At 66.7% G+C, this 19,007-nt stretch carries 31 protein-coding genes; 1 reads left to right on the plus strand and 30 read right to left on the minus strand.

The window, feature by feature from the left end:
* Positions 1–216 precede the first annotated feature (216 nt).
* A complete protein-coding gene (locus RPQ07_RS15075) occupies positions 217–1,839 on the minus strand; it encodes an ATP-binding cassette domain-containing protein (RefSeq protein WP_313944671.1) in 1,623 nt (540 codons plus the stop codon).
* A 55-nt stretch (positions 1,840–1,894) separates the two neighbouring features.
* Here RPQ07_RS15075 and RPQ07_RS15080 point away from each other — a divergent pair, with 55 nt between their 5' ends.
* On the plus strand, positions 1,895–2,824 hold the full coding sequence (locus RPQ07_RS15080) for a hypothetical protein (protein WP_313944672.1): 930 nt from the start codon (positions 1,895–1,897) through the stop codon (positions 2,822–2,824).
* On the opposite strand, the gene truA is transcribed toward RPQ07_RS15080, so the two are convergent.
* The 29 genes from truA to rplD all read right to left on the minus strand — a co-directional run bounded on the left by truA (position 2,795) and on the right by rplD (position 19,003).
* Entirely contained in the window at positions 2,795–3,664 is an 870-nt protein-coding gene (gene truA, locus RPQ07_RS15085; protein WP_313944673.1) for a tRNA pseudouridine(38-40) synthase TruA, read from the minus strand. The two genes, RPQ07_RS15080 and truA, sit on opposite strands and share 30 nt — an antisense overlap.
* 78 nt (positions 3,665–3,742) lie before the next feature.
* Positions 3,743–4,243, minus strand: coding sequence for a 50S ribosomal protein L17 (gene rplQ / locus RPQ07_RS15090; RefSeq protein WP_313944674.1), 501 nt, complete (start codon positions 4,241–4,243; stop codon positions 3,743–3,745).
* A 97-nt stretch (positions 4,244–4,340) separates the two neighbouring features.
* The gene (locus RPQ07_RS15095) at positions 4,341–5,363 is read right to left on the minus strand and encodes a DNA-directed RNA polymerase subunit alpha (protein ID WP_003956430.1); all 1,023 of its coding nucleotides are present in this window, start codon (positions 5,361–5,363) and stop codon (positions 4,341–4,343) included.
* Between the two features lie 130 nt (positions 5,364–5,493).
* Positions 5,494–5,898 (minus strand): 30S ribosomal protein S11, encoded by a 405-nt coding sequence (gene rpsK / locus RPQ07_RS15100; RefSeq protein WP_003956432.1) that lies wholly within the window; start codon positions 5,896–5,898, stop codon positions 5,494–5,496.
* 65 nt (positions 5,899–5,963) lie between these two features.
* The gene (gene rpsM / locus RPQ07_RS15105) at positions 5,964–6,344 is read right to left on the minus strand and encodes a 30S ribosomal protein S13 (protein ID WP_313944675.1); all 381 of its coding nucleotides are present in this window, start codon (positions 6,342–6,344) and stop codon (positions 5,964–5,966) included.
* Positions 6,345–6,546: 202 nt separating this feature from the next.
* Positions 6,547–6,660 carry a 50S ribosomal protein L36 gene (gene rpmJ / locus RPQ07_RS15110; protein WP_003956441.1) on the minus strand — a complete coding sequence of 38 codons (114 nt, stop codon included), beginning with the start codon at positions 6,658–6,660 and terminating at the stop codon, positions 6,547–6,549.
* Positions 6,661–6,718: 58 nt separating this feature from the next.
* Positions 6,719–6,940: a translation initiation factor IF-1 gene (gene infA, locus RPQ07_RS15115; protein WP_003956442.1), complete on the minus strand. Its 222-nt coding sequence runs from the start codon at positions 6,938–6,940 to the stop codon at positions 6,719–6,721.
* Positions 6,941–7,097: 157 nt separating this feature from the next.
* Positions 7,098–7,940 carry a type I methionyl aminopeptidase gene (gene map, locus RPQ07_RS15120; protein ID WP_313944676.1) on the minus strand — a complete coding sequence of 281 codons (843 nt, stop codon included), beginning with the start codon at positions 7,938–7,940 and terminating at the stop codon, positions 7,098–7,100.
* Positions 7,941–8,040: 100 nt separating this feature from the next.
* A complete protein-coding gene (locus tag RPQ07_RS15125) occupies positions 8,041–8,700 on the minus strand; it encodes an adenylate kinase (protein WP_313944677.1) in 660 nt (219 codons plus the stop codon).
* Positions 8,700–10,019, minus strand: a complete 1,320-nt coding sequence (gene secY, locus RPQ07_RS15130; RefSeq protein WP_313944678.1) for a preprotein translocase subunit SecY — start codon at positions 10,017–10,019, stop codon at positions 8,700–8,702. Before secY ends, RPQ07_RS15125 begins: the two co-directional genes overlap by 1 nt.
* Before the next feature lie 250 nt (positions 10,020–10,269).
* Positions 10,270–10,725, minus strand: coding sequence for a 50S ribosomal protein L15 (rplO, locus tag RPQ07_RS15135; RefSeq protein ID WP_313944679.1), 456 nt, complete (start codon positions 10,723–10,725; stop codon positions 10,270–10,272).
* Position 10,726: 1 nt separating this feature from the next.
* Positions 10,727–10,909, minus strand: a complete 183-nt coding sequence (rpmD, locus tag RPQ07_RS15140) for a 50S ribosomal protein L30 (RefSeq protein ID WP_018550611.1) — start codon at positions 10,907–10,909, stop codon at positions 10,727–10,729.
* Positions 10,909–11,514 carry a 30S ribosomal protein S5 gene (rpsE, locus tag RPQ07_RS15145; protein WP_313944680.1) on the minus strand — a complete coding sequence of 202 codons (606 nt, stop codon included), beginning with the start codon at positions 11,512–11,514 and terminating at the stop codon, positions 10,909–10,911. The genes rpmD and rpsE overlap by 1 nt, the downstream gene beginning before the upstream one ends.
* Before the next feature lie 46 nt (positions 11,515–11,560).
* Positions 11,561–11,944, minus strand: a complete 384-nt coding sequence (gene rplR, locus RPQ07_RS15150) for a 50S ribosomal protein L18 (RefSeq protein WP_313944681.1) — start codon at positions 11,942–11,944, stop codon at positions 11,561–11,563.
* Between the two features lie 3 nt (positions 11,945–11,947).
* A complete protein-coding gene (gene rplF / locus RPQ07_RS15155; protein ID WP_313944682.1) occupies positions 11,948–12,487 on the minus strand; it encodes a 50S ribosomal protein L6 in 540 nt (179 codons plus the stop codon).
* Between the two features lie 21 nt (positions 12,488–12,508).
* Entirely contained in the window at positions 12,509–12,907 is a 399-nt protein-coding gene (gene rpsH / locus RPQ07_RS15160) for a 30S ribosomal protein S8 (protein ID WP_005313538.1), read from the minus strand.
* 209 nt (positions 12,908–13,116) lie between these two features.
* A complete protein-coding gene (locus RPQ07_RS15165; RefSeq protein ID WP_003948630.1) occupies positions 13,117–13,302 on the minus strand; it encodes a type Z 30S ribosomal protein S14 in 186 nt (61 codons plus the stop codon).
* A gap of 3 nt (positions 13,303–13,305) precedes the next feature.
* The gene (gene rplE, locus RPQ07_RS15170; protein WP_313944683.1) at positions 13,306–13,863 is read right to left on the minus strand and encodes a 50S ribosomal protein L5; all 558 of its coding nucleotides are present in this window, start codon (positions 13,861–13,863) and stop codon (positions 13,306–13,308) included.
* Positions 13,863–14,186, minus strand: coding sequence for a 50S ribosomal protein L24 (gene rplX / locus RPQ07_RS15175; protein WP_142214201.1), 324 nt, complete (start codon positions 14,184–14,186; stop codon positions 13,863–13,865). The genes rplE and rplX overlap by 1 nt, the downstream gene beginning before the upstream one ends.
* A 2-nt stretch (positions 14,187–14,188) precedes the next feature.
* On the minus strand, positions 14,189–14,557 hold the full coding sequence (gene rplN, locus RPQ07_RS15180; RefSeq protein ID WP_003956455.1) for a 50S ribosomal protein L14: 369 nt from the start codon (positions 14,555–14,557) through the stop codon (positions 14,189–14,191).
* A 124-nt stretch (positions 14,558–14,681) separates the two neighbouring features.
* Positions 14,682–14,966: a 30S ribosomal protein S17 gene (gene rpsQ / locus RPQ07_RS15185; protein ID WP_313944684.1), complete on the minus strand. Its 285-nt coding sequence runs from the start codon at positions 14,964–14,966 to the stop codon at positions 14,682–14,684.
* Positions 14,966–15,190, minus strand: coding sequence for a 50S ribosomal protein L29 (gene rpmC, locus RPQ07_RS15190; protein WP_142214203.1), 225 nt, complete (start codon positions 15,188–15,190; stop codon positions 14,966–14,968). The genes rpsQ and rpmC overlap by 1 nt, the downstream gene beginning before the upstream one ends.
* The gene (rplP, locus tag RPQ07_RS15195; protein ID WP_313944685.1) at positions 15,190–15,609 is read right to left on the minus strand and encodes a 50S ribosomal protein L16; all 420 of its coding nucleotides are present in this window, start codon (positions 15,607–15,609) and stop codon (positions 15,190–15,192) included. Before rplP ends, rpmC begins: the two co-directional genes overlap by 1 nt.
* Positions 15,610–15,614: 5 nt before the next feature.
* Positions 15,615–16,463: a 30S ribosomal protein S3 gene (rpsC, locus tag RPQ07_RS15200; RefSeq protein ID WP_313944686.1), complete on the minus strand. Its 849-nt coding sequence runs from the start codon at positions 16,461–16,463 to the stop codon at positions 15,615–15,617.
* Positions 16,463–16,810: a 50S ribosomal protein L22 gene (gene rplV / locus RPQ07_RS15205; RefSeq protein WP_004571827.1), complete on the minus strand. Its 348-nt coding sequence runs from the start codon at positions 16,808–16,810 to the stop codon at positions 16,463–16,465. The genes rpsC and rplV overlap by 1 nt, the downstream gene beginning before the upstream one ends.
* Positions 16,811–16,850: 40 nt before the next feature.
* Positions 16,851–17,132: a 30S ribosomal protein S19 gene (rpsS, locus tag RPQ07_RS15210; protein WP_030351437.1), complete on the minus strand. Its 282-nt coding sequence runs from the start codon at positions 17,130–17,132 to the stop codon at positions 16,851–16,853.
* 12 nt (positions 17,133–17,144) lie between these two features.
* On the minus strand, positions 17,145–17,981 hold the full coding sequence (gene rplB / locus RPQ07_RS15215; protein WP_142214206.1) for a 50S ribosomal protein L2: 837 nt from the start codon (positions 17,979–17,981) through the stop codon (positions 17,145–17,147).
* A 39-nt stretch (positions 17,982–18,020) separates the two neighbouring features.
* Positions 18,021–18,344 (minus strand): 50S ribosomal protein L23, encoded by a 324-nt coding sequence (gene rplW / locus RPQ07_RS15220; protein WP_313944687.1) that lies wholly within the window; start codon positions 18,342–18,344, stop codon positions 18,021–18,023.
* Positions 18,344–19,003 (minus strand): 50S ribosomal protein L4, encoded by a 660-nt coding sequence (rplD, locus tag RPQ07_RS15225; protein ID WP_313944688.1) that lies wholly within the window; start codon positions 19,001–19,003, stop codon positions 18,344–18,346. The genes rplW and rplD overlap by 1 nt, the downstream gene beginning before the upstream one ends.
* Between the last annotated feature and the right edge of the window lie 4 nt (positions 19,004–19,007).

The following is a 19,007-nucleotide window of genomic DNA, read 5'->3' on the forward strand; positions in this document are numbered from 1 at the left end:
CGCTTCTTCGTTGGATGGGTTCCAGACACACGAATCCACTGAAGCGATCATGCAGCTGGGGCTCACAGCGCCGGGGACGAAGCCCGTATGCGAGCCACTGGTAACTGCTCCAGGGAACCTACGTAAGGGCCCTTCGCGTGAGAACGACGAAGCCAATACGCATAACAATCGACGAGACTACCCGCGCAGCCCCGTACGGGTCAAAACGCGCCCGGCCTACCGTGCCCGCTCGACCCGCCGCTCGTCCCACACCGGCTCCGCCGTCTCCCGGACCACGCCGTCCGAGCCGAAGACCAGATACCGGTCGAAGGACTTCGCGAACCAGCGGTCGTGCGTGACGGCGAGCACGGTGCCCTCATAGACCTCCAGGCCGTCCTGGAGCGCCTCCGCCGACTCCAGGTCCAGGTTGTCCGTGGGCTCGTCGAGCAGCAGCGCCGTGGTGCCCTCCAGCTCCAGGAGGAGGATCTGGAACCGGGCCTGCTGGCCGCCGGAGAGCTTGTCGAAGGTCTGGTCCCCTTGGCGCTCCAGCTCGTAGCGCCGCAGCACCGACATCGCGCCGCCGCGGTCCTTGGCGTGCTCGGTCCACAGGATGTCGACCAGCGTGCGCCCGAGGAGCTCGGGGTGCGCGTGCGTCTGGGCGAAATGCCCCGGCACCACGCGCGCGCCGAGCTTCCACTCGCCCTTGTGGGCCACGGACGTGTCGCCGGCGAGCAGCCGCAGGAAGTGGGACTTGCCCGAGCCGTTCGAGCCGAGGACGGCCACCCGCTCGCCGTAGAAGACCTCCAGGTCGAAGGGTTTCATCAGCCCGGTGAGTTCGAGGCCCTTGCAGGTCAGAGCGCGCACGCCGGTGCGCCCGCCGCGCAGCCGCATCCGGATCTCCTGCTCGCGCGGCGGCTCCGGCGGCGGCCCCGCCTCCTCGAACTTCTTGAACCGGGTCTGCATCGCCCGGTACCGCGACGCCATGTCGGGGCTGATCGCCGCCTGCTGCCGCAGCCGCAGCACCAGCGCCTTCAGCCGGGCGTGCTCCTCGTCCCAGCGCCGCTTCAGCTCCTCGAAGCGCGCGAACCGCTCCTTGCGGGCGTCGTGGTACGTCCCGAAGCCTCCGCCGTGCACCCACACGTCCGAGCCGGCCGGACTCGGTTCCACGCTGACGATCTTCTCCGCGGCGCGCGACAGCAGTTCCCGGTCGTGCGAGACGAACAGAACGGTCTTGCGGGTCTCCTTGAGCCGCTCCTCCAGCCAGCGCTTGCCGGGCACGTCGAGATAGTTGTCCGGCTCGTCGAGCAGCAGCACTTCCTCGGGGCCCCGCAGCAGCGCCTCCAGCGCCAGCCGCTTCTGCTCACCGCCGGAGAGCGTCCGCAGCTCGCGGAACTGCGCCTTCTCGTACGGGACGCCCAGCGCGGCCGTGGTGCACATGTCCCAGAGGGTCTCGGCCTCGTATCCGCGCGCCTCCGCCCAGTCGCTCAGCGCCTGCGCGTACCGCATCTGCGCGGCCTCGTCGTCGACGGTCATGATCAGATGCTCGGCCTCGTCGACCGCCTCGGCGGCCTCGCGGATCCGCGGCTGGGCGAGCGAGACGAGCAGATCCCGGACGGTGCGTTCGTCACGTACCGAGCCGATGAACTGACGCATCACACCCAGTCCACCACTGACCGTCACCGTGCCGCCGTGCGCCTGGAGCTCCCCCGCGATCATCCGCAGCAGCGTCGTCTTGCCCGCGCCATTGGCTCCGACCAGCGCGACCACCGCGCCTTCGCCGACCCTGAACGACGCGTCCGCGAGCAGTACCCGCCCGTCCGGCAGGTAGTACTCGAGATGTGCGGCCTCTAGATGTCCCATGCTCCGATTCTGAGGGCGGCGGCCCTGTGCTCCCAACAGGTTTAGGATGCGCGGCATGAGCTTTGGGCAGGGGGGACCTCAGTGGGGGTCCGGTGCACAGAACCAGGATCCGTACAACTCCCGTCAGGGAGCGTCGGATCCGTTCGATCCCTTCGGCGCGCGTTCGTCCCGTACGGGAGACACTCCGGACTGGGCCGCGCTCGCCGACGCCTCCGCGACCCGCGCCCGCCGCAGGCGATGGCTGCTGATCGGCGGCGGAGCGCTGGCGACGGCCGCGATCGCGGGCATCGTGGCGACGGCGATCGTCTCCTCGGGCGACGGCAACGACACGGCGTCCGGCGACTCGACCGGTCAGCTGCCCGGGGCTCCGGCGCTGCCCAGTGACTCCACGCGGCCCGAGCCGTCGTTCTCCTCGGTCGCGCCGCTGCCGCCGCCGAACCCGAAGGACTTCATCTCCAGCGAGAAGAAGGACACGGCACCGCTGAGCGTCCAGACCCTCTTCCCGGGCAAGAAGCTGACCATGGGCAACCGGGTCTACGCCAAGGGCGCGACCGCCCGCACCGGCACCTGCTCGTCGGCCACCCAGGGCTCTCTGGGCGGGGTCCTCGAGAAGAACGGCTGCGACCAGGTCTTCCGCGCCACCTACAGCAAGGACGGCATCGCGGTCACCGTCGGTGTCGCGGTCTTCGGGCTGGAGGCCGAGGCGAAGAAGGCCGTCGCCCAGGCGAGCGGCAATGTCGCACCGCTGCCCGGCGCCGGTGTGCCGACCTTCTGCAAGGGCGGCCCGGTGTGCCGTTTCACGGCCAACTCCTACGGCCGCTACGCCTACTTCACCGCGACCGGCTACACCAAGGCCAAGTCGGTCACGAAGGGCGACACCAAGGCGTTCCAGACCGGCGACGACCTGGCGGAGTTCACCTTCCGCCAGATCGTGCGCCGGGGTGAGGCGCAGGCCTCAGCAGCAGCCACCGCCCCCGCCGGCTGACCCGGGCAGCGTCCGCCGGTTGCGGGCCTCCAGGTTGCGCGCGGCGAGCAACTCGTCGGCGGGGTAGCCCACTTCCTCCAGCGTGAGGCCGTGCGGGCGTACGACATGGACGGCCGAGTCCCGTACGCCCGCGGCCAGCACCTTCGCCGGCCACTCCACCGGCCGGTGCCCGTCCCCCACGAACAGCATCGCGCCCACCAGCGAGCGCACCATGTTGTGGCAGAAGGCGTCGGCCCTGACGGTCGCCGTGATGACGCCGGAGGCGTCCCGCTCCCAGTCGAGCCGCTGGAGCGTGCGGATGGTCGTGGCACCCTCACGCTTCTTGCAGTAGGCCGCGAAGTCGTGCTCCCCCACCAGCCGTTCGGCCGCGGCGTTCATCGCGTCGACGTCCAACGGCCAGTCGTGCCAGAGCACATGACCGCGCAGCAGCGGGTCGACCCCGCCGGGGTGGTCGGTCACCCGGTACGCGTAACGCCGCCAGACGGCCGAGAACCGGGCGTTGAACCCCTCCGGGGCCTCCTGGGCCCGCCAGACCCGCACATCGCGCGAGAGCCGCCCTGCGAGCCGCTTCAGCAGCTTCTCCCGGTGCTCGGCCCACACGTCCTCGGGCAGATCGACGTGCGCCACCTGTCCACGGGCGTGCACACCGGCGTCGGTGCGCCCGGCGACGGTCAGCTCGTACGTCCGGGAGGAGCGCGTCACCGTGCGCAGCGCTTCCTCGATCTCCCCCTGGACCGTGCGCCGGCCGCCGGCCTGCTTGGCCCAGCCGGAGAAGTCCTTGCCGTCGTAGCTCAGGTCCAGTCTCAGCCGTACGTGTCCCGGCAGTGCCTCGTCACTCACAAACAGATCCTCTCGCAAGGCGGAACGCGAGAGCGGGCCCGCCCCGAAGGGCGGACCCGCTCACAGCACGGCAGGGCCTCAGGCGTCCTTGGACGCCTCGTCCGCCGGCTTGGCGTCCTCGACGGCCTCGGCCTCGGTGGACGCGTCCTTCTTGAGGGCGTCCTCCTTGACCGCACGCTTGGTCGCGGCCTCGGCCTCGTCGACGGTCGCCTTCTTGGCGATCTCGCCCTCGACCAGCTCGATCACGGCCATCGGGGCGTTGTCGCCGCGACGGCCACCGATCTTGGTGATCCGGGTGTAGCCACCCGGGCGCTCGGAGTACCGCGGAGCGATCTCGGTGAAGAGCGTGTGCACGATGCCCTTGTCCGTGATCGTCTGCAGGACCAGGCGACGGTTGTGGATGTCGCCCTTCTTCGCCTTGGTGATCAGACGCTCCGCGACCGGACGAAGGCGACGGGCCTTGGCCTCGGTCGTGGTGATGCGGCCGTGCTCGAACAGCTGCTTCGCGAGGTTCGCGAGGAGCAGACGCTCGTGCGCGGCGCTGCCGCCCAGACGGGCGCCCTTGGCGGGCTTCGGCATGGTGTTTCTCCTTGTGTGCTGCACCGGCCGTATCAGGTACCGGTGTCAGTTCCCCCGTGGCGGACGCCACGGGGAAGGCGTGGATGAGCCGTCAGGCTCAGTACTGCTCGGTCTCCACGAAGCCCGCGTCCGCGTCGTCGTCGGCGCCGAAGGCGTCGGCGGCGGCGGTCGGGTCGAATCCGGGCGGGCTGTCCTTGAGGGCCAGGCCCATGCCGGCCAGCTTCGCCTTGACCTCGTCGATCGACTTCGCACCGAAGTTGCGGATGTCGAGCAGGTCCGCCTCGGAACGCGCCACGAGCTCACCCACGGAGTGGATGCCCTCGCGCTTGAGGCAGTTGTACGAACGGACCGTGAGCTCGAGCTCCTCGATCGGCAGGGCCAGATCGGCGGCGAGCGCGGCGTCCGTCGGGGACGGGCCCATGTCGATGCCCTCGGCGTCGATGTTGAGCTCGCGCGCCAGACCGAACAGCTCGACCAGGGTCTTACCGGCGGAGGCCATGGCGTCACGGGGACGCATCGCCTGCTTGGTCTCGACGTCGACGATCAGCTTGTCGAAGTCGGTGCGCTGCTCGACACGGGTCGCCTCGACCTTGTACGTGACCTTGAGCACCGGGGAGTAGATGGAGTCGACCGGGATACGGCCGATCTCCTGGCCCACCTGCTTGTTCTGCACGGCGGAGACGTAACCGCGACCGCGCTCGACGGTCAGCTCCATCTCCAGCTTGCCCTTGCCGTTCAGCGTGGCGAGGACCAGGTCGGGGTTGTGCACCTCGACACCGGCCGGGGGCGCGATGTCGGCGGCGGTGACCAGACCCGGGCCCTGCTTGCGCAGGTACATCACGACCGGCTCGTCGTGCTCCGAGGAGACGACGAGCTGCTTGATGTTGAGGATGAGGTCGGTGACGTCCTCCTTGACGCCCGGCACGGTGGTGAACTCGTGCAGGACACCGTCGATACGGATGGACGTGACCGCCGCACCCGGGATCGAGGAGAGGAGCGTACGGCGGAGGGAGTTGCCGAGGGTGTAGCCGAAGCCCGGCTCCAGCGGCTCGATCACGAACCGGGAGCGGTATTCGTCGACGACCTCTTCGGTCAGCGAGGGACGCTGAGCGATCAGCATGTCTGTGATCCTTTTTGTCGTGGACGCCCGCTATTTGACGTCCGACGGGTACTGCGTACTGCAAGGGTACGGGCGGTACGTCTCTTTCGAGGCGTACCGCCCGGCACTCAGGTCAAGCGGTCGCTGAAGGTCAGACGCGACGGCGCTTGGGGGGACGGCAGCCGTTGTGCGGCGTGGGGGTGACGTCCTGGATGGAACCGACCTCGAGGCCCGTGGCCTGGAGGGAACGGATCGCGGTCTCACGGCCGGAGCCGGGACCCTTGACGAAGACGTCGACCTTGCGCATGCCGTGCTCCTGCGCGCGGCGGGCGGCCGACTCGGCGGCCATCTGCGCGGCGAAGGGGGTGGACTTGCGCGAGCCCTTGAAGCCGACGTGGCCGGCGGAGGCCCAGGAGATCACGTTGCCCGAGGGGTCCGTGATCGAGACGATCGTGTTGTTGAACGTGCTCTTGATGTGCGCGTGGCCGTGAGCGACGTTCTTCTTTTCCTTGCGGCGCACCTTCTTGGCAGCGCCCTGACGTCCCTTGGGGGGCATCTATTTCTCCTACAGGGAGGTGGTCGGTCCTACAGCGAAGACCGCTGATGAGCGTCCGCTGAGGACTACTTCTTGCCCGGCTTCTTCTTACCGGCGATGGCGCGACGCGGGCCCTTGCGGGTACGGGCGTTCGTGCTGGTGCGCTGACCGTGGACCGGCAGGCCACGACGGTGGCGCAGACCCTGGTAGCAGCCGATCTCGACCTTGCGGCGGATGTCGGCCTGGATCTCGCGGCGGAGGTCACCCTCGGTGCGGAGGTTGGCGTCCACGTACTCGCGGATCTTGACCAGGTCCTCTTCGGCCAGGTCACGAACGCGGGTGTTCGGGTTCACGTCGGTCGCGGAGAGAATCTCCTTCGACCGGGTGCGCCCGATACCGAAGACGTAGGTGAGTGCGATCTCCACACGCTTTTCGCGCGGGATGTCAACACCGGAAACGCGTGCCATTCAATGGCTCCTGTGTGATCGGGGGTCTTCCGCAGAACCGCTCCCGACCGCCGACCGCTTCGAGTGAAGCAGTGGTACGTCCGGGTCCCCGGCCCCCGCCGGAGGTGCCGCCGACCCCGTGCGGGGCTGGGCGGGTTCTGCGTATGTACGAGATTGCTTGCGTCGCGCGAAGAACTGCGGAGTGCAGGTCGGTCGGCGTGCGTCAGCCCTGGCGCTGCTTGTGGCGCAGGTTGTCGCAGATGACCATGACCCGGCCGTGACGGCGGATCACCTTGCACTTGTCGCAGATCTTCTTGACGCTCGGCTTGACCTTCATGGGATGTGAGGTTCTCCGGGTCAGTGCCTTCACCCCGCGGACGGGGCAACGACAAGATCTACTTGTAGCGGTAGACGATCCGCCCACGCGTCAGGTCGTACGGAGAGAGCTCCACCACGACCCGGTCGTCCGGGAGGATACGGATGTAGTGCATCCGCATCTTGCCGGAGATGTGCGCGAGGACCTTGTGACCGTTCTGGAGCTCCACCTTGAACATGGCGTTCGGGAGGGACTCGATCACGGTGCCCTCAATCTCGATGGCACCTTGCTTCTTGGCCACGCTTCGCCCTTCGAATCGGCTACCTTGATCGACTCCAGTGGCCGCATGCAGACACACGGGTACACCAGAGCCGACGCATCAGTCTACGTCAGGCCATCCGAAAAGACGAATCCGGGAAGTTTGCCCATTGACGTAGATCGTTACTCCGGCCACGGCGTCAGGACGACGCCAGAGGATCCGGCGCCGTGGTGATCCCGAACTCGGCCAGTTTCGCCCGGCCGCCGTCGGGCGCGGTGAGGACCAGCGGGCCCTCCTCCGTGAGCGCCACGGAGTGCTCCCAGTGCGAGGACCAGGTGCCGTCCGTCGTGATGACGGTCCAGTCGTCCGCGAGCACCTCGGTCCGCGGGGTGCCCAGCGAGACCATCGGCTCGATCGCCAGACAGAAACCGGGGACCAGTTTCGGGCCCTTGCCGCGCTTGCGCGCGACGTAGTTCAGCAGATGCGGGTCCATGTGCATCTCGGTGCCGATGCCGTGGCCGCCGTAGTCCTCGATGATCCCGTACCGGCCACCGCCGGGCTTGGGCTGCCGGCGGATGTACGTCTCGATGGCACGGGAGACGTCCACCAGGCGGTTGCCGTTCTTCATCGCGGCGATACCGGCCCACATGGACCCCTCGGTGACCCGCGAGAGCTCCACCAGCTCCGGCGCGTGCCCGCTGCCCACGAAGACGGTGTACGCGGCGTCGCCGTGCCAGCCGTCGATGATCGCGCCGGCGTCGACCGAGATGATGTCGCCGTCCTTGAGGACGGTCTTCTCGTCGGGGATGCCGTGGACGACCACCTCGTTGACCGAGGTGCAGATGGTGGCGGGGAACCCGCCGTACCCCAGGAAGTTCGACTTGGCGCCGTGGTCGGCGATCACCTTGCGGGCGACCTCGTCCAGATCCTTCGTCGACGCACCGGGCACGGCGGCCTCACGCGTCGCGGCGTGGATCGCGGCGACGACCAGCCCCGCCTCGCGCATCTTCGCGATCTGCTCCGGGGTCTTGATCTGCACCATGGCCTTTGCCTTCCACCTCTGCACGTCGTCGTCACTCTGGCTCAACAGTACGGCCGCGGCGTCCGTCGGACACCGCGGCCACAGGTACTGCGGGTACTGCTCAGTCGTTCTGGAGCTTCTCCAGCGCTTCCATCGCCCGCTTGGTCACGTCGGTGACCTTGCCGAGCGCCGAGATCGTGACCACGAGGCCCTGATTCCGGTAGTAGTCGATGATCGGCTCGGTCTGCGTGTGGTACACCTCGAGCCGCTTGCGCACGGTCTCCTCGGAATCGTCGTCACGCTGGTACAGGTCGCCGCCGCAGGTGTCGCAGACACCTTCCTGCTGCGGCGCCGAGTACGACACGTGGAAGACGTGGCTCGAGTCGTTGCGGCAGATACGGCGGCCGGCGATGCGTCGCACGACCTCGTCCTCGGGGACCTCCAGGTCCAGCACCGCGTCCAGCGTCATGCCCTCGGACTTCAGCATCTCGTCGAGCGCCTCGGCCTGCGAGACGTTCCGCGGGAAGCCGTCCAGCAGGAAGCCGTTGCGGGCGTCCTCCTGCGCCATGCGGTCCTTCGCCATCGCGATGGTGACCTCGTCCGGCACCAGCTCACCGGCGTCCATGAAGGACTTGGCCTTGCGGCCCAGCTCGGTGCCCTGGCTGATGTTGGCGCGGAAGAGGTCGCCCGTGGAGATGTGCGGGATCGACAGGTTCTGGGCAAGGAACGCAGCCTGCGTTCCCTTGCCGGCACCAGGCGGCCCGACGAGGACGATTCGCATCAGCGGAGGAACCCTTCGTAATTACGCTGCTGGAGCTGGCTCTCGATCTGCTTCACGGTCTCCAGACCCACACCCACGATGATGAGGATGCTCGTCCCGCCGAACGGGAAGTTCTGGTTCGCGCCGCCGAAGCCCGCCAACGCCATCGTCGGCACAAGAGCAATCAGACCCAGGTACAGCGAGCCCGGCCAAGTGATCCTGTTGAGCACGTAGCTCAGATACTCGGCAGTAGGTCGACCTGCCCGGATACCCGGGATGAAGCCACCATACTTCTTCATGTTGTCGGCAACTTCTTCGGGGTTGAAGGAGATAGCCACATAGAAGAAGGCGAAGAAGACAATCAGGAGGAAGTACGTGGCGATGTAGTAAGGGTGATCACCCTTGACGAAATGCGCCTCGATCCAGGTCTTCCAGCCGGACTGCGAGCTCGAGAACTGCGCGATCAGCGCCGGGATGTACAGCAGCGACGAGGCGAAGATGACCGGAATCACACCGGCCTGGTTCACCTTGAGCGGGATGTACGTGGACGTACCGCCGTAGGACCGCCGCCCGATCATGCGCTTCGCGTACTGCACCGGGATGCGGCGCTGCGCCTGTTCGACGAAGACGACCAGGGCCACCATCACGAAGCCGATCAGGATGACGGTGCCGAACTCGATCCAGCCCTTGGCGAGCTTGCCGCTCTGCTTGATCGCCCAGAGAGCGCCGGGGAAGCCGGCGGCGATCGAGATGAACATCAGGATCGACATACCGTTGCCGATGCCACGGTCGGTGATCAGCTCACCGAGCCACATGACGGCGGCGGTACCGGCGGTCATGGTCACCACCATGACGATGGTGGTGAAGATCGATCGGTCGGGAACGATCTGGTTGGCCACCTGACAGCCGCTGAACAACGCACCGCTGCGAGCCGTCGCCACAAGACCGGTGCCCTGCAGCACGGCGAGGGCGACAGTGAGGTAGCGGGTGTACTGCGTGATCTTCGCCGTGCCGGACTGGCCCTCCTTCTTGAGGGCCTCGAGCCGTGGGATCACGACGGTCAGCAGCTGCAGGATGATGCTCGCCGTGATGTACGGCATGATGCCGAGCGCGAAGATGGTGATCTGCAGCAGCGCTCCGCCGCTGAACATGTTCACCAGCCCGAACAGGCTGTTGTTGTTCTTCTGCGCGGCGTCCACACAAATCTGCACATTGCCGTAGTCGACACCCGGAACCGGGATGTGCGATCCGAGCCGGTACAAAACGATGATGGCGAGTGTGAAGAGCAGCTTCTTGCGCAGGTCGGGCGTCTTGAACGCCCGGGCGAACGCGGTGAGCACGGTGCCTCCTGCGACCCCCGCGCTACTGCGTCAGAGGTGACGGTCTTGAGGATCGACGAATACGAAACAGGCAATCCGCACGATCTTAGTCGGACAGACCGCACGGTCCGGGGGCAGTAACCCCCTTGTTACAGCAACAGTGCACGCCACCTTACCGGCGGATGTGCCCCCCTAGGAACGACCAACCGGGGATGCCCCATTTGAGAGGCATCCCCGGTCGGTGTTTCAGCTTTCAGCCACTGAACTCGTCTCAGACGAGCTCGGTGACGGTGCCGCCGGCAGCGGCAATCTTCTCCTTGGCGGAGCCGGAGACGGCGTCGACCGTCACCTGCAGCGCCACGGAAAGCTCGCCCTGGCCAAGGACCTTGACGAGGCTGTTCTTGCGAACCGCACCCTTGGCGACCAGATCGGCCACCGTGACTTCGCCACCCTCGGGGTAGAGCGAAGAGAGCTTGTCCAGGTTGACGACCTGGTACTCGGTACGGAACGGGTTCTTGAAGCCCTTGAGCTTCGGGAGACGCATGTGGAGGGGCATCTGCCCACCCTCGAAGCGCTCCGGAACCTGGTAACGGGCCTTGGTGCCCTTGGTTCCACGACCAGCGGTCTTACCCTTGGACGCCTCACCACGACCCACACGGGTCTTGGCGGTCTTGGCGCCCGGGGCGGGCCGGAGGTTGTGGACCTTCAGCGGGTTGTTCTCCGCCATGTCAGTCGACCTCCTCAACCGTCACGAGGTGGCGGACGGTGTGCACCATTCCGCGGAACTCGGGGCGGTCCTCCTTGACAACCACGTCGTGCAGGCGCTTGAGCCCGAGCGAACGCAGGGTGTCGCGGTGGTTCTGCTTGCTGCCGATGTAGGACTTCGTCTGCGTGATCTTGAGGCGGGCCATTACGCACCCGCTCCCGCACGTGCACGAAGCAGAGCCGCGGGGGCGACGTCCTCGAGGGGCAGACCACGGCGAGCCGCGATCTCCTCGGGACGCTGCAGGCCCTTGAGGGCCGCCACGGTCGCGTGCACGATGTTGATCGCGTTGGACGAGCCAAGCGACTTCGACAGGATGTCGTGAACGCCGGCGCACTCGAGCACGGCGCGCACCGGGCCACCGGCGATAACACCGGTACCGGGGGAAGCCGGCTTCAGCAGCACGACGCCCGCGGCACGCTCGCCCGTGATGGGGTGCGGGATGGTGCCCTGGATACGGGGGACCTTGAAGAAGTGCTTCTTGGCCTCCTCAACACCCTTGGCGATGGCGGCCGGCACCTCCTTGGCCTTGCCGTAACCGACACCTACGGTGCCGTCACCGTCTCCGACCACGACGAGCGCGGTGAAGCTGAAGCGACGACCACCCTTGACAACCTTGGCGACGCGGTTGATCGCGACAACGCGCTCAACGTACGCGGTCTTCTCGGCGGCAGCTGCGCCACCGTCGCGACCCTTCCGGTCCCGCCGCTCGCCGCCACCGGCACCGCTTCCGCGGCGCTGGGGTCCAGCCATTGGAATTACCTCTCTCTGTTACGTCCGTTAGTCCCGGAACCGGGGCTCAGAACTTCAGCCCGGCTTCGCGGGCGGCGTCAGCCAGAGCGGCAATGCGCCCGGCGTACCTGTTGCCACCACGGTCGAACACGACAGCCTCGACACCGGCAGCCTTCGCACGCTCGGCAACGAGCGCGCCGACCTGCTTGGCCTGGGCGCTCTTGTCGCCCTCGCCACCGCGGATCGAGGTGTCCAGGGTCGACGCCGACGCGAGCGTGTGGCCCGCGATGTCGTCGATGACCTGCGCCACGATGTTGCGGTTGGAGCGCGTCACGACGAGGCGCGGACGCTCCGGCGTGCCGGAGACGTGCTTACGGACGCGGATGTGACGACGCTTGATGGCGGCGCGCTTGTACGCGTCACCCTTGGCGATCTTTACACCGTATGCCATGGCTTACTTACCCGCCTTTCCGACCTTGCGGCGGATGACCTCGCCCGCGTACTTGACGCCCTTGGCCTTGTACGGGTCGGGCTTGCGCAGCTTGCGGATGTTAGCGGCGACCTCGCCGACCTTCTGCTTGTCGATGCCCTCGACCGAGAACTTGGTCGGCGACTCGACCTTGAAGGAGATGCCCTCGGGCGCCTCCACCAGGATCGAGTGGCTGTAGCCGAGCTGGAACTCCAGGTTGGAGCCCTTCGCGGCGACGCGGTAACCGACACCGCTGATCTCGAGCGCCTTCGTGTATCCCTGGGTCACACCGGTGATCATGTTCGCCACCAGCGTGCGGGACAGGCCGTGGAGGGCCTTGTTCTGACGCTCGTCGTTGGGGCGGGTGACGTTGAGAACGCCGTCCTCGCCCTTAACAATCTCGATCGGCGCGGCGACGGTGTGCGCGAGGGACCCCTTGGGGCCCTTCACCGCGACCGTGCGGCCATCGATGGTGACGTCCACACCGGCGGGAACCTGGATGGGGAGCTTGCCGATACGCGACATGAGCTTTTCCTCCGTTCCCGACTACCAGACGTAGGCGAGGACTTCCCCACCCACGCCCTTCTTCTGAGCCTGCTGGCCGGTCAGGAGACCGTGGGACGTGGAGATGATCGCCACGCCCAGGCCGCCGAGAACCTTCGGCAGATTGGTGGACTTCGCGTACACGCGCAGACCCGGCTTCGAAATCCGCTTGATGCCGGCGATCGAGCGCTCGCGGTTCGGGCCGAACTTCAGCTCGAGGACGAGGTTCTTGCCGACCTCGGCGTCCTCGACCTTCCAGCCGGTGATGAAGCCCTCCTGCTGGAGGATCTCCGCGATGTGCGACTTGATCTTGCTGTGCGGCATCACGACGGAGTCGTGGTACGCCGAGTTTGCGTTACGCAGACGCGTGAGCATGTCTGCGATCGGATCAGTCATGGTCATGAATTGGCCTTCGGCCTCTCTCGCCGGGGTTTCCTGTATGCGCCATCCCTCTCCCCACTCAGTGGCGGGACGGGTGCGGTGCGGGGACCTACGGCGTAGTAAGTCGTACGGGCGGCGGACGCCCAACCCCACAAGCCTACGGCATGTGAGGGAGGGCTCCCGCCGACCAGATGCTTACCGAGAGTCTCCGGGAATTCCCAAGAAGGGAATTACCAGGAGCTCTTGGTCACGCCCGGCAGCTCGCCACGGTGAGCCATCTCACGAAGGCACACGCGGCACAGGCCGAACTTGCGGTAGACGGAGTGGGGACGACCGCAACGCTGGCAGCGCGTGTAGCCACGCACGCCGAACTTGGGCTTGCGGGCGGCCTTGGCAATGAGAGCCTTCTTCGCCACGGCTCACGCCTCCTTGAACGGGAAGCCGAGGTGACGAAGGAGGGCGCGGCCCTCATCGTCGTTGGTCGCCGTGGTGACCACGGTGATGTCCATACCCCGGACGCGGTCGATCTTGTCCTGGTCGATCTCGTGGAACATGACCTGCTCCGTGAGACCGAAGGTGTAGTTGCCACGGCCGTCGAACTGCTTGGGAGACAGACCACGGAAGTCGCGGATGCGCGGAAGCGCGAGCGACAGGGTGCGGTCCAGGAACTCCCACATGCGGTCGCCACGAAGCGTGACGTGGGCACCGATCGGCTGGCCCTCACGCAGCTTGAACTGCGCGATGGACTTACGGGCCTTGGTGACGGCCGGCTTCTGGCCGGTGATCGTGGTGAGGTCCTTGATGGCACCGTCGATCAGCTTGGAGTCGCGGGCGGCGTCGCCCACACCCATGTTGACCACGATCTTGACGAGGCCGGGAACCTGCATGACGTTCTCGTAGGAGAACTCCTCACGCAGCTTGCCGGTGATCTCCTCGCGGTACTTCGTCTTGAGACGCGGAGTGGTGGTGGTAGCCATCAGATGTCCTCACCCGTCCGCTTGGCAACGCGGATCTTGTTGCCCTCGTCGTCGAAGCGGTAACCGACGCGCGTGACGACCTTGTTGCCGTCCTTCTCCACGACGAGCTGAACGTTGCTCACGTGAACAGGGGCCTCGGTCGTGACGATGCCACCGGTCTGCGAACCGCGAGCGGTCTGACCGGCCTTGGTGTGCTTCTTGACCCGGTTGACACCCTCGACCAGGACGCGGTCCTCGCGGGGGAAGGCCGCGATGACCTTGCCCTGCTTGCCCTTGTCCTTGCCGGTGATGACCTGAACCAGGTCGCCCTTCTTGATCTTCATGCTTACAGCACCTCCGGCGCGAGCGAGATGATCTTCATGAACTTCTTCTCGCGCAGCTCACGGCCCACCGGGCCGAAGATACGGGTGCCGCGAGGGTCGCCGTCGTTCTTGAGAATGACAGCGGCGTTCTCGTCGAAGCGGATGTACGAGCCGTCCTGGCGGCGGCGCTCCTTCACGGTGCGAACGATGACCGCCTTGACGACGTCACCCTTCTTCACGTTGCCACCGGGGATCGCGTCCTTGACGGTGGCGACGATGACGTCACCGATGCCCGCGTAGCGGCGGCCGGAACCACCGAGAACACGGATGCAAAGGATCTCCTTGGCACCAGTGTTGTCGGCGACACGCAGCCGCGACTCCTGCTGGATCACGTCTATCTCCTGATCGTCTGCCGGTTCCCGGCAGGGGCACCTGGGTGCCCCTGCCGAGCCTGGCGGAACTGTCCTGAGGGAAACCCCTCAGGGATTCTGTTTCTCAGCGGTCCCCTCGCGGGAACTACTTGGCCTTCTCGAGGATCTCGACGATGCGCCAGCGCTTGGTCGCCGACAGCGGACGCGTCTCCATGATGAGGACGCGGTCGCCGACGCCGGCAGCGTTCTGCTCGTCGTGCGCCTTGAGCTTGTTCGTACGGCGGATGACCTTGCCGTACAGCGCGTGCTTGACGCGGTCCTCGACGGCGACGACGACGGTCTTGTCCATCTTGTCGCTGACGACGAGACCCTCACGGGTCTTGCGGAATCCGCGCGTTTCGGTCTTCTCAGTCACGTTGCTCTCGCTCATCAGGCGCTCTCCACCGTCTCGATGCCCAGCTCGCGCTCACGCATGAGGGTGTAGATCCGCGCGATGTCCTTGCGGACGGCCTTGAGCCGGCCATGGTTCTCGAGCTGACCGGTCGCCGCCTGGAAGCGGAGGTTGAACAGCTCTTCCTTGGCCTCGCGGAGCTTGGCAACAAGCTCCTCGTTGCCCAGTTCGCGCAGCTCGGACGCCTTGGTACCGGTAGACATCACGACTCACCTGCCTCGCGCCGAACGATCCGGCACTTCATCGGAAGCTTGTGAGCAGCGCGGGTAAGCGCCTCACGCGCAATCTTCTCGTTCGGGTAGGACAGCTCGAACATCACCCGACCGGGATGAACGTTCGCGACCCACCACTCCGGGGAACCCTTACCGGAACCCATGCGGGTCTCGGCAGGCTTCTTGGTCAGCGGGCGGTCCGGGTAGATGTTGATCCAGACCTTGCCGCCACGCTTGATGTGGCGGGTCATCGCGATACGAGCCGCCTCGATCTGGCGGTTGGTCACGTACGCCGGAGTCATGGCCTGGATGCCGTACTCGCCGAACGCAACCGTCGTACCACCCTTGGCCATACCGCGGCGCTTGGGGTGGTGCTGCTTGCGGTGCTTGACCCTACGGGGGATCAGCATTTCGGTCAGGCCTCCGTTCCAGTGCTCTCAGCCGGAGCGGCAGCGGCGGCGGGAGCGTCGGCCTTGGGGGCCTCCGCAGCCGGCGCGGACTGCTGCTGCGGCTTGCGGCCGCGACCGCCACCACGCTCGCCACCACGGCCACCGCGGCCGCCGGCCGGGCGGTCGGCGCCGCCACGAGCCGGACGGTTACCGGCGCGCGCAGCGGCGTTCTCGGCGCGGACCTCGGCGATGTTCTTGACGTCACCCTTGTAGATCCAGACCTTCACACCGATACGGCCGAAGGTCGTCTTGGCCTCGAAGAAGCCGTAGTCGACGTTCGCGCGGAGCGTGTGCAGGGGCACACGGCCCTCGCGGTAGAACTCCGAGCGGGACATCTCGGCGCCACCGAGACGGCCACCGCACTGGATCTTGATGCCCTTGGCGCCGGCCTTCATCGAGCTCTGCATCGACTTGCGCATCGCACGACGGAAGGAGACGCGGGAGGAGAGCTGCTCGGCGACGGCCTGGGCCACCAGCTGAGCGTCCACCTCGGGGTTCTTGACCTCGAGGATGTTCAGCTGGACCTGCTTGCCGGTCAGCTTCTCCAGCTCGCCGCGGATGCGGTCCGCCTCGGCGCCGCGGCGGCCGATGACGATGCCCGGACGAGCGGTGTGGATGTCAACGCGGACGCGGTCGCGGGTGCGCTCGATCTCAACCTTCGAGATGCCGGCCCGCTCCATGCCCTTCGTCATCATGCGACGAATGGCGACGTCTTCCTTGACGTAGTCCTTGTACAGCTTGTCGGCGTACCAGCGGGACTTGAAGTCCGTGGTGATGCCGAGCCGGAACCCATGCGGGTTAACCTTCTGGCCCATTACCGGGTTCCTTCCTTGCTGCTGACGACCACGGTGATGTGGCTGGTCCGCTTACGGATCCGGTAGGCACGGCCCTGAGCACGCGGACGGAACCGCTTCAGGGTCGGGCCCTCGTCCACGTACGCCTCGCTGATGACCAGCGAAGAGGCGTCGGTGTGGTCGTAGTTGTGTGCAGCGTTGGCAATGGCGCTGTCCAGCACCTTGCCAACCGGCACGCTCGCGGCCTGCGGGGCGAAACGCAGGACCGCCTGAGCCTCCGTGGCATCCATGCCACGGATGAGGTCCACCACTCGGCGGGCCTTCATGGGCGTGACGCGGATGTACCGCGCCTGGGCCCTGGCTTCCATGGTTGTCCCTTCGGTGTAAGTCATAGTCAGTCACCCCGCCTTAGCGGCGCTTCGACTTCCGGTCGTCCTTGACGTGGCCGCGGAAGGTGCGAGTCGGCGAGAACTCGCCGAGCTTGTGGCCGACCATCGACTCGGTGACGAACACCGGGACGTGGATCTTGCCGTTGTGCACCGCGATGGTGTGACCCAGCATGGCCGGGACGATCATCGAGCGACGGGACCAGGTCTTGATGACGTTCTTGGTGCCGGCTTCGTTCTGGACATCCACCTTCTTGATCAGGTGGTCGTCGACGAAGGGCCCCTTCTTGAGACTGCGCGGCATCTAAACCCGCTCCTAGCGCTTCTTGTTCGTCTTGCGGCGGCGGACGATGTACTTGTTGCTCGCCTTCTTGGGAGAACGAGTACGACCCTCCTTCTGACCCCACGGGCTGACCGGGTGGCGACCACCGGAGGTCTTGCCCTCACCACCACCGTGCGGGTGGTCAACCGGGTTCATCGCGACACCGCGGACGGTCGGGCGGACGCCCTTCCAGCGCAGGCGGCCGGCCTTGCCCCAGTTGATGTTCGACTGCTCGGCGTTGCCGACCTCGCCGATGGTGGCGCGGCAGCGGACGTCGACCAGGCGAATCTCGCCGGACGGCATACGCAGGTGGGCCATCTGGCCCTCCTTCGCCAGCAGCTGCACGGAGGCACCCGCGGAGCGGGCGAACTTCGCGCCGCCGCCGGGCCGCAGCTCGATGGCGTGGATGGTCGTACCGACCGGGATGTTGCGCAGCGCCAGGTTGTTGCCGGGCTTGATGTCGGCGGCCGGGCCGTTCTCGACACGGTCGCCCTGCGACAGGCCACGCGGCGCGATGATGTAGCGCTTCTCGCCGTCTGCGTAGTGCAGAAGCGCGATGCGCGCGGTGCGGTTCGGGTCGTACTCGATGTGAGCGACCTTGGCCGGCACGCCGTCCTTGTCGTGACGACGGAAGTCGATCACGCGGTAGGCGCGCTTGTGGCCACCGCCCTGGTGACGGACGGTCACACGACCGGTGTTGTTACGGCCGCCCTTGCTGTGCAGGGGGCGGACCAGCGACTTCTCCGGCGTGGACCGCGTGATCTCGACAAAGTCGGCGACGCTGGAGCCACGACGGCCCGGGGTCGTCGGCTTGTACTTGCGGATACCCATTTCTCAGTCCTCGTCCGATTCCGGACGACTCGACCTCCGTCAGGAGGTCGGGCCGCCGAAGATGTCGATACGGTCGCCCTCGGCGAGGGTCACGATGGCGCGCTTCGTGTCGGAGCGCTTGCCGAAACCGGTGCGGGTGCGCTTGCGCTTGCCCTGGCGGTTGATCGTGTTGACCCCGGTGACCTTGACCGAGAAGACCGCCTCGACGGCCTGCTTGATCTGGGTCTTGTTCGCGCGCGGGTCGACGATGAACGTGTACTTGTTCTCGTCCAGAAGCGCGTAGCTCTTCTCGGACACAACCGGCTTGACAAGAATGTCGCGCGGGTCCGAGTACGTCTTGCTGGTGACGACGGCCTCAGTCATCAGGCGTCGCTCCCTTCGGTCTCAGCGTTCCGGCCAGTAGGCGCGCCGGACACGAAGGACTCGAAAGCGGCCTGGGTGAAGACCACGTCGTCGGAGACGAGCACGTCGTACGTGTTCAGCTGGCCCGGCTCCAGGATGTGCACCTGGGGCAGGTTGCGGGCGGACAGCCACGCGGCCTCGTCGGCGCGGTCGACGACCAGGAGCAGGTTCTTGCGCTCCGAGATCTTGCCGAACAGCGTCTTGGCGGCCTTGGTGGAAGCCGCACCCTCGACCACGCCGGAGACGACGTGGATACGGGAGTGACGGGCCCGGTCGGAGAGGGCACCGCGCAGGGCGGCGGCCTTCATCTTCTTCGGGGTCCGCTGCGAGTAGTCACGCGGCACGGGGCCGTGGACAACGCCACCGCCGGCGAACTGCGGTGCACGGGTCGAACCCTGACGGGCGCGGCCGGTGCCCTTCTGGCGGTAGGGCTTCTTGCCACCACCACGGACCTCGCCACGCGTCTTGACCTTGTGCGTGCCCTGACGGGCGGCGGCCAGCTGCGCGACGACGACCTGGTGGATCAGCGGGATGCTGACCTTGGCGTCGAAGATCTCGGCCGGGAGCTCAACGGTCCCGGACTTGTCGCCCGCGGGCGACAGAATGTCAATGGTGCTCATAGTC

Origin of the sequence: Streptomyces sp. AM8-1-1 (assembly GCF_032229325.1) — a bacterium.
Lineage (GTDB): Bacteria > Actinomycetota > Actinomycetes > Streptomycetales > Streptomycetaceae > Streptomyces > Streptomyces achmelvichensis.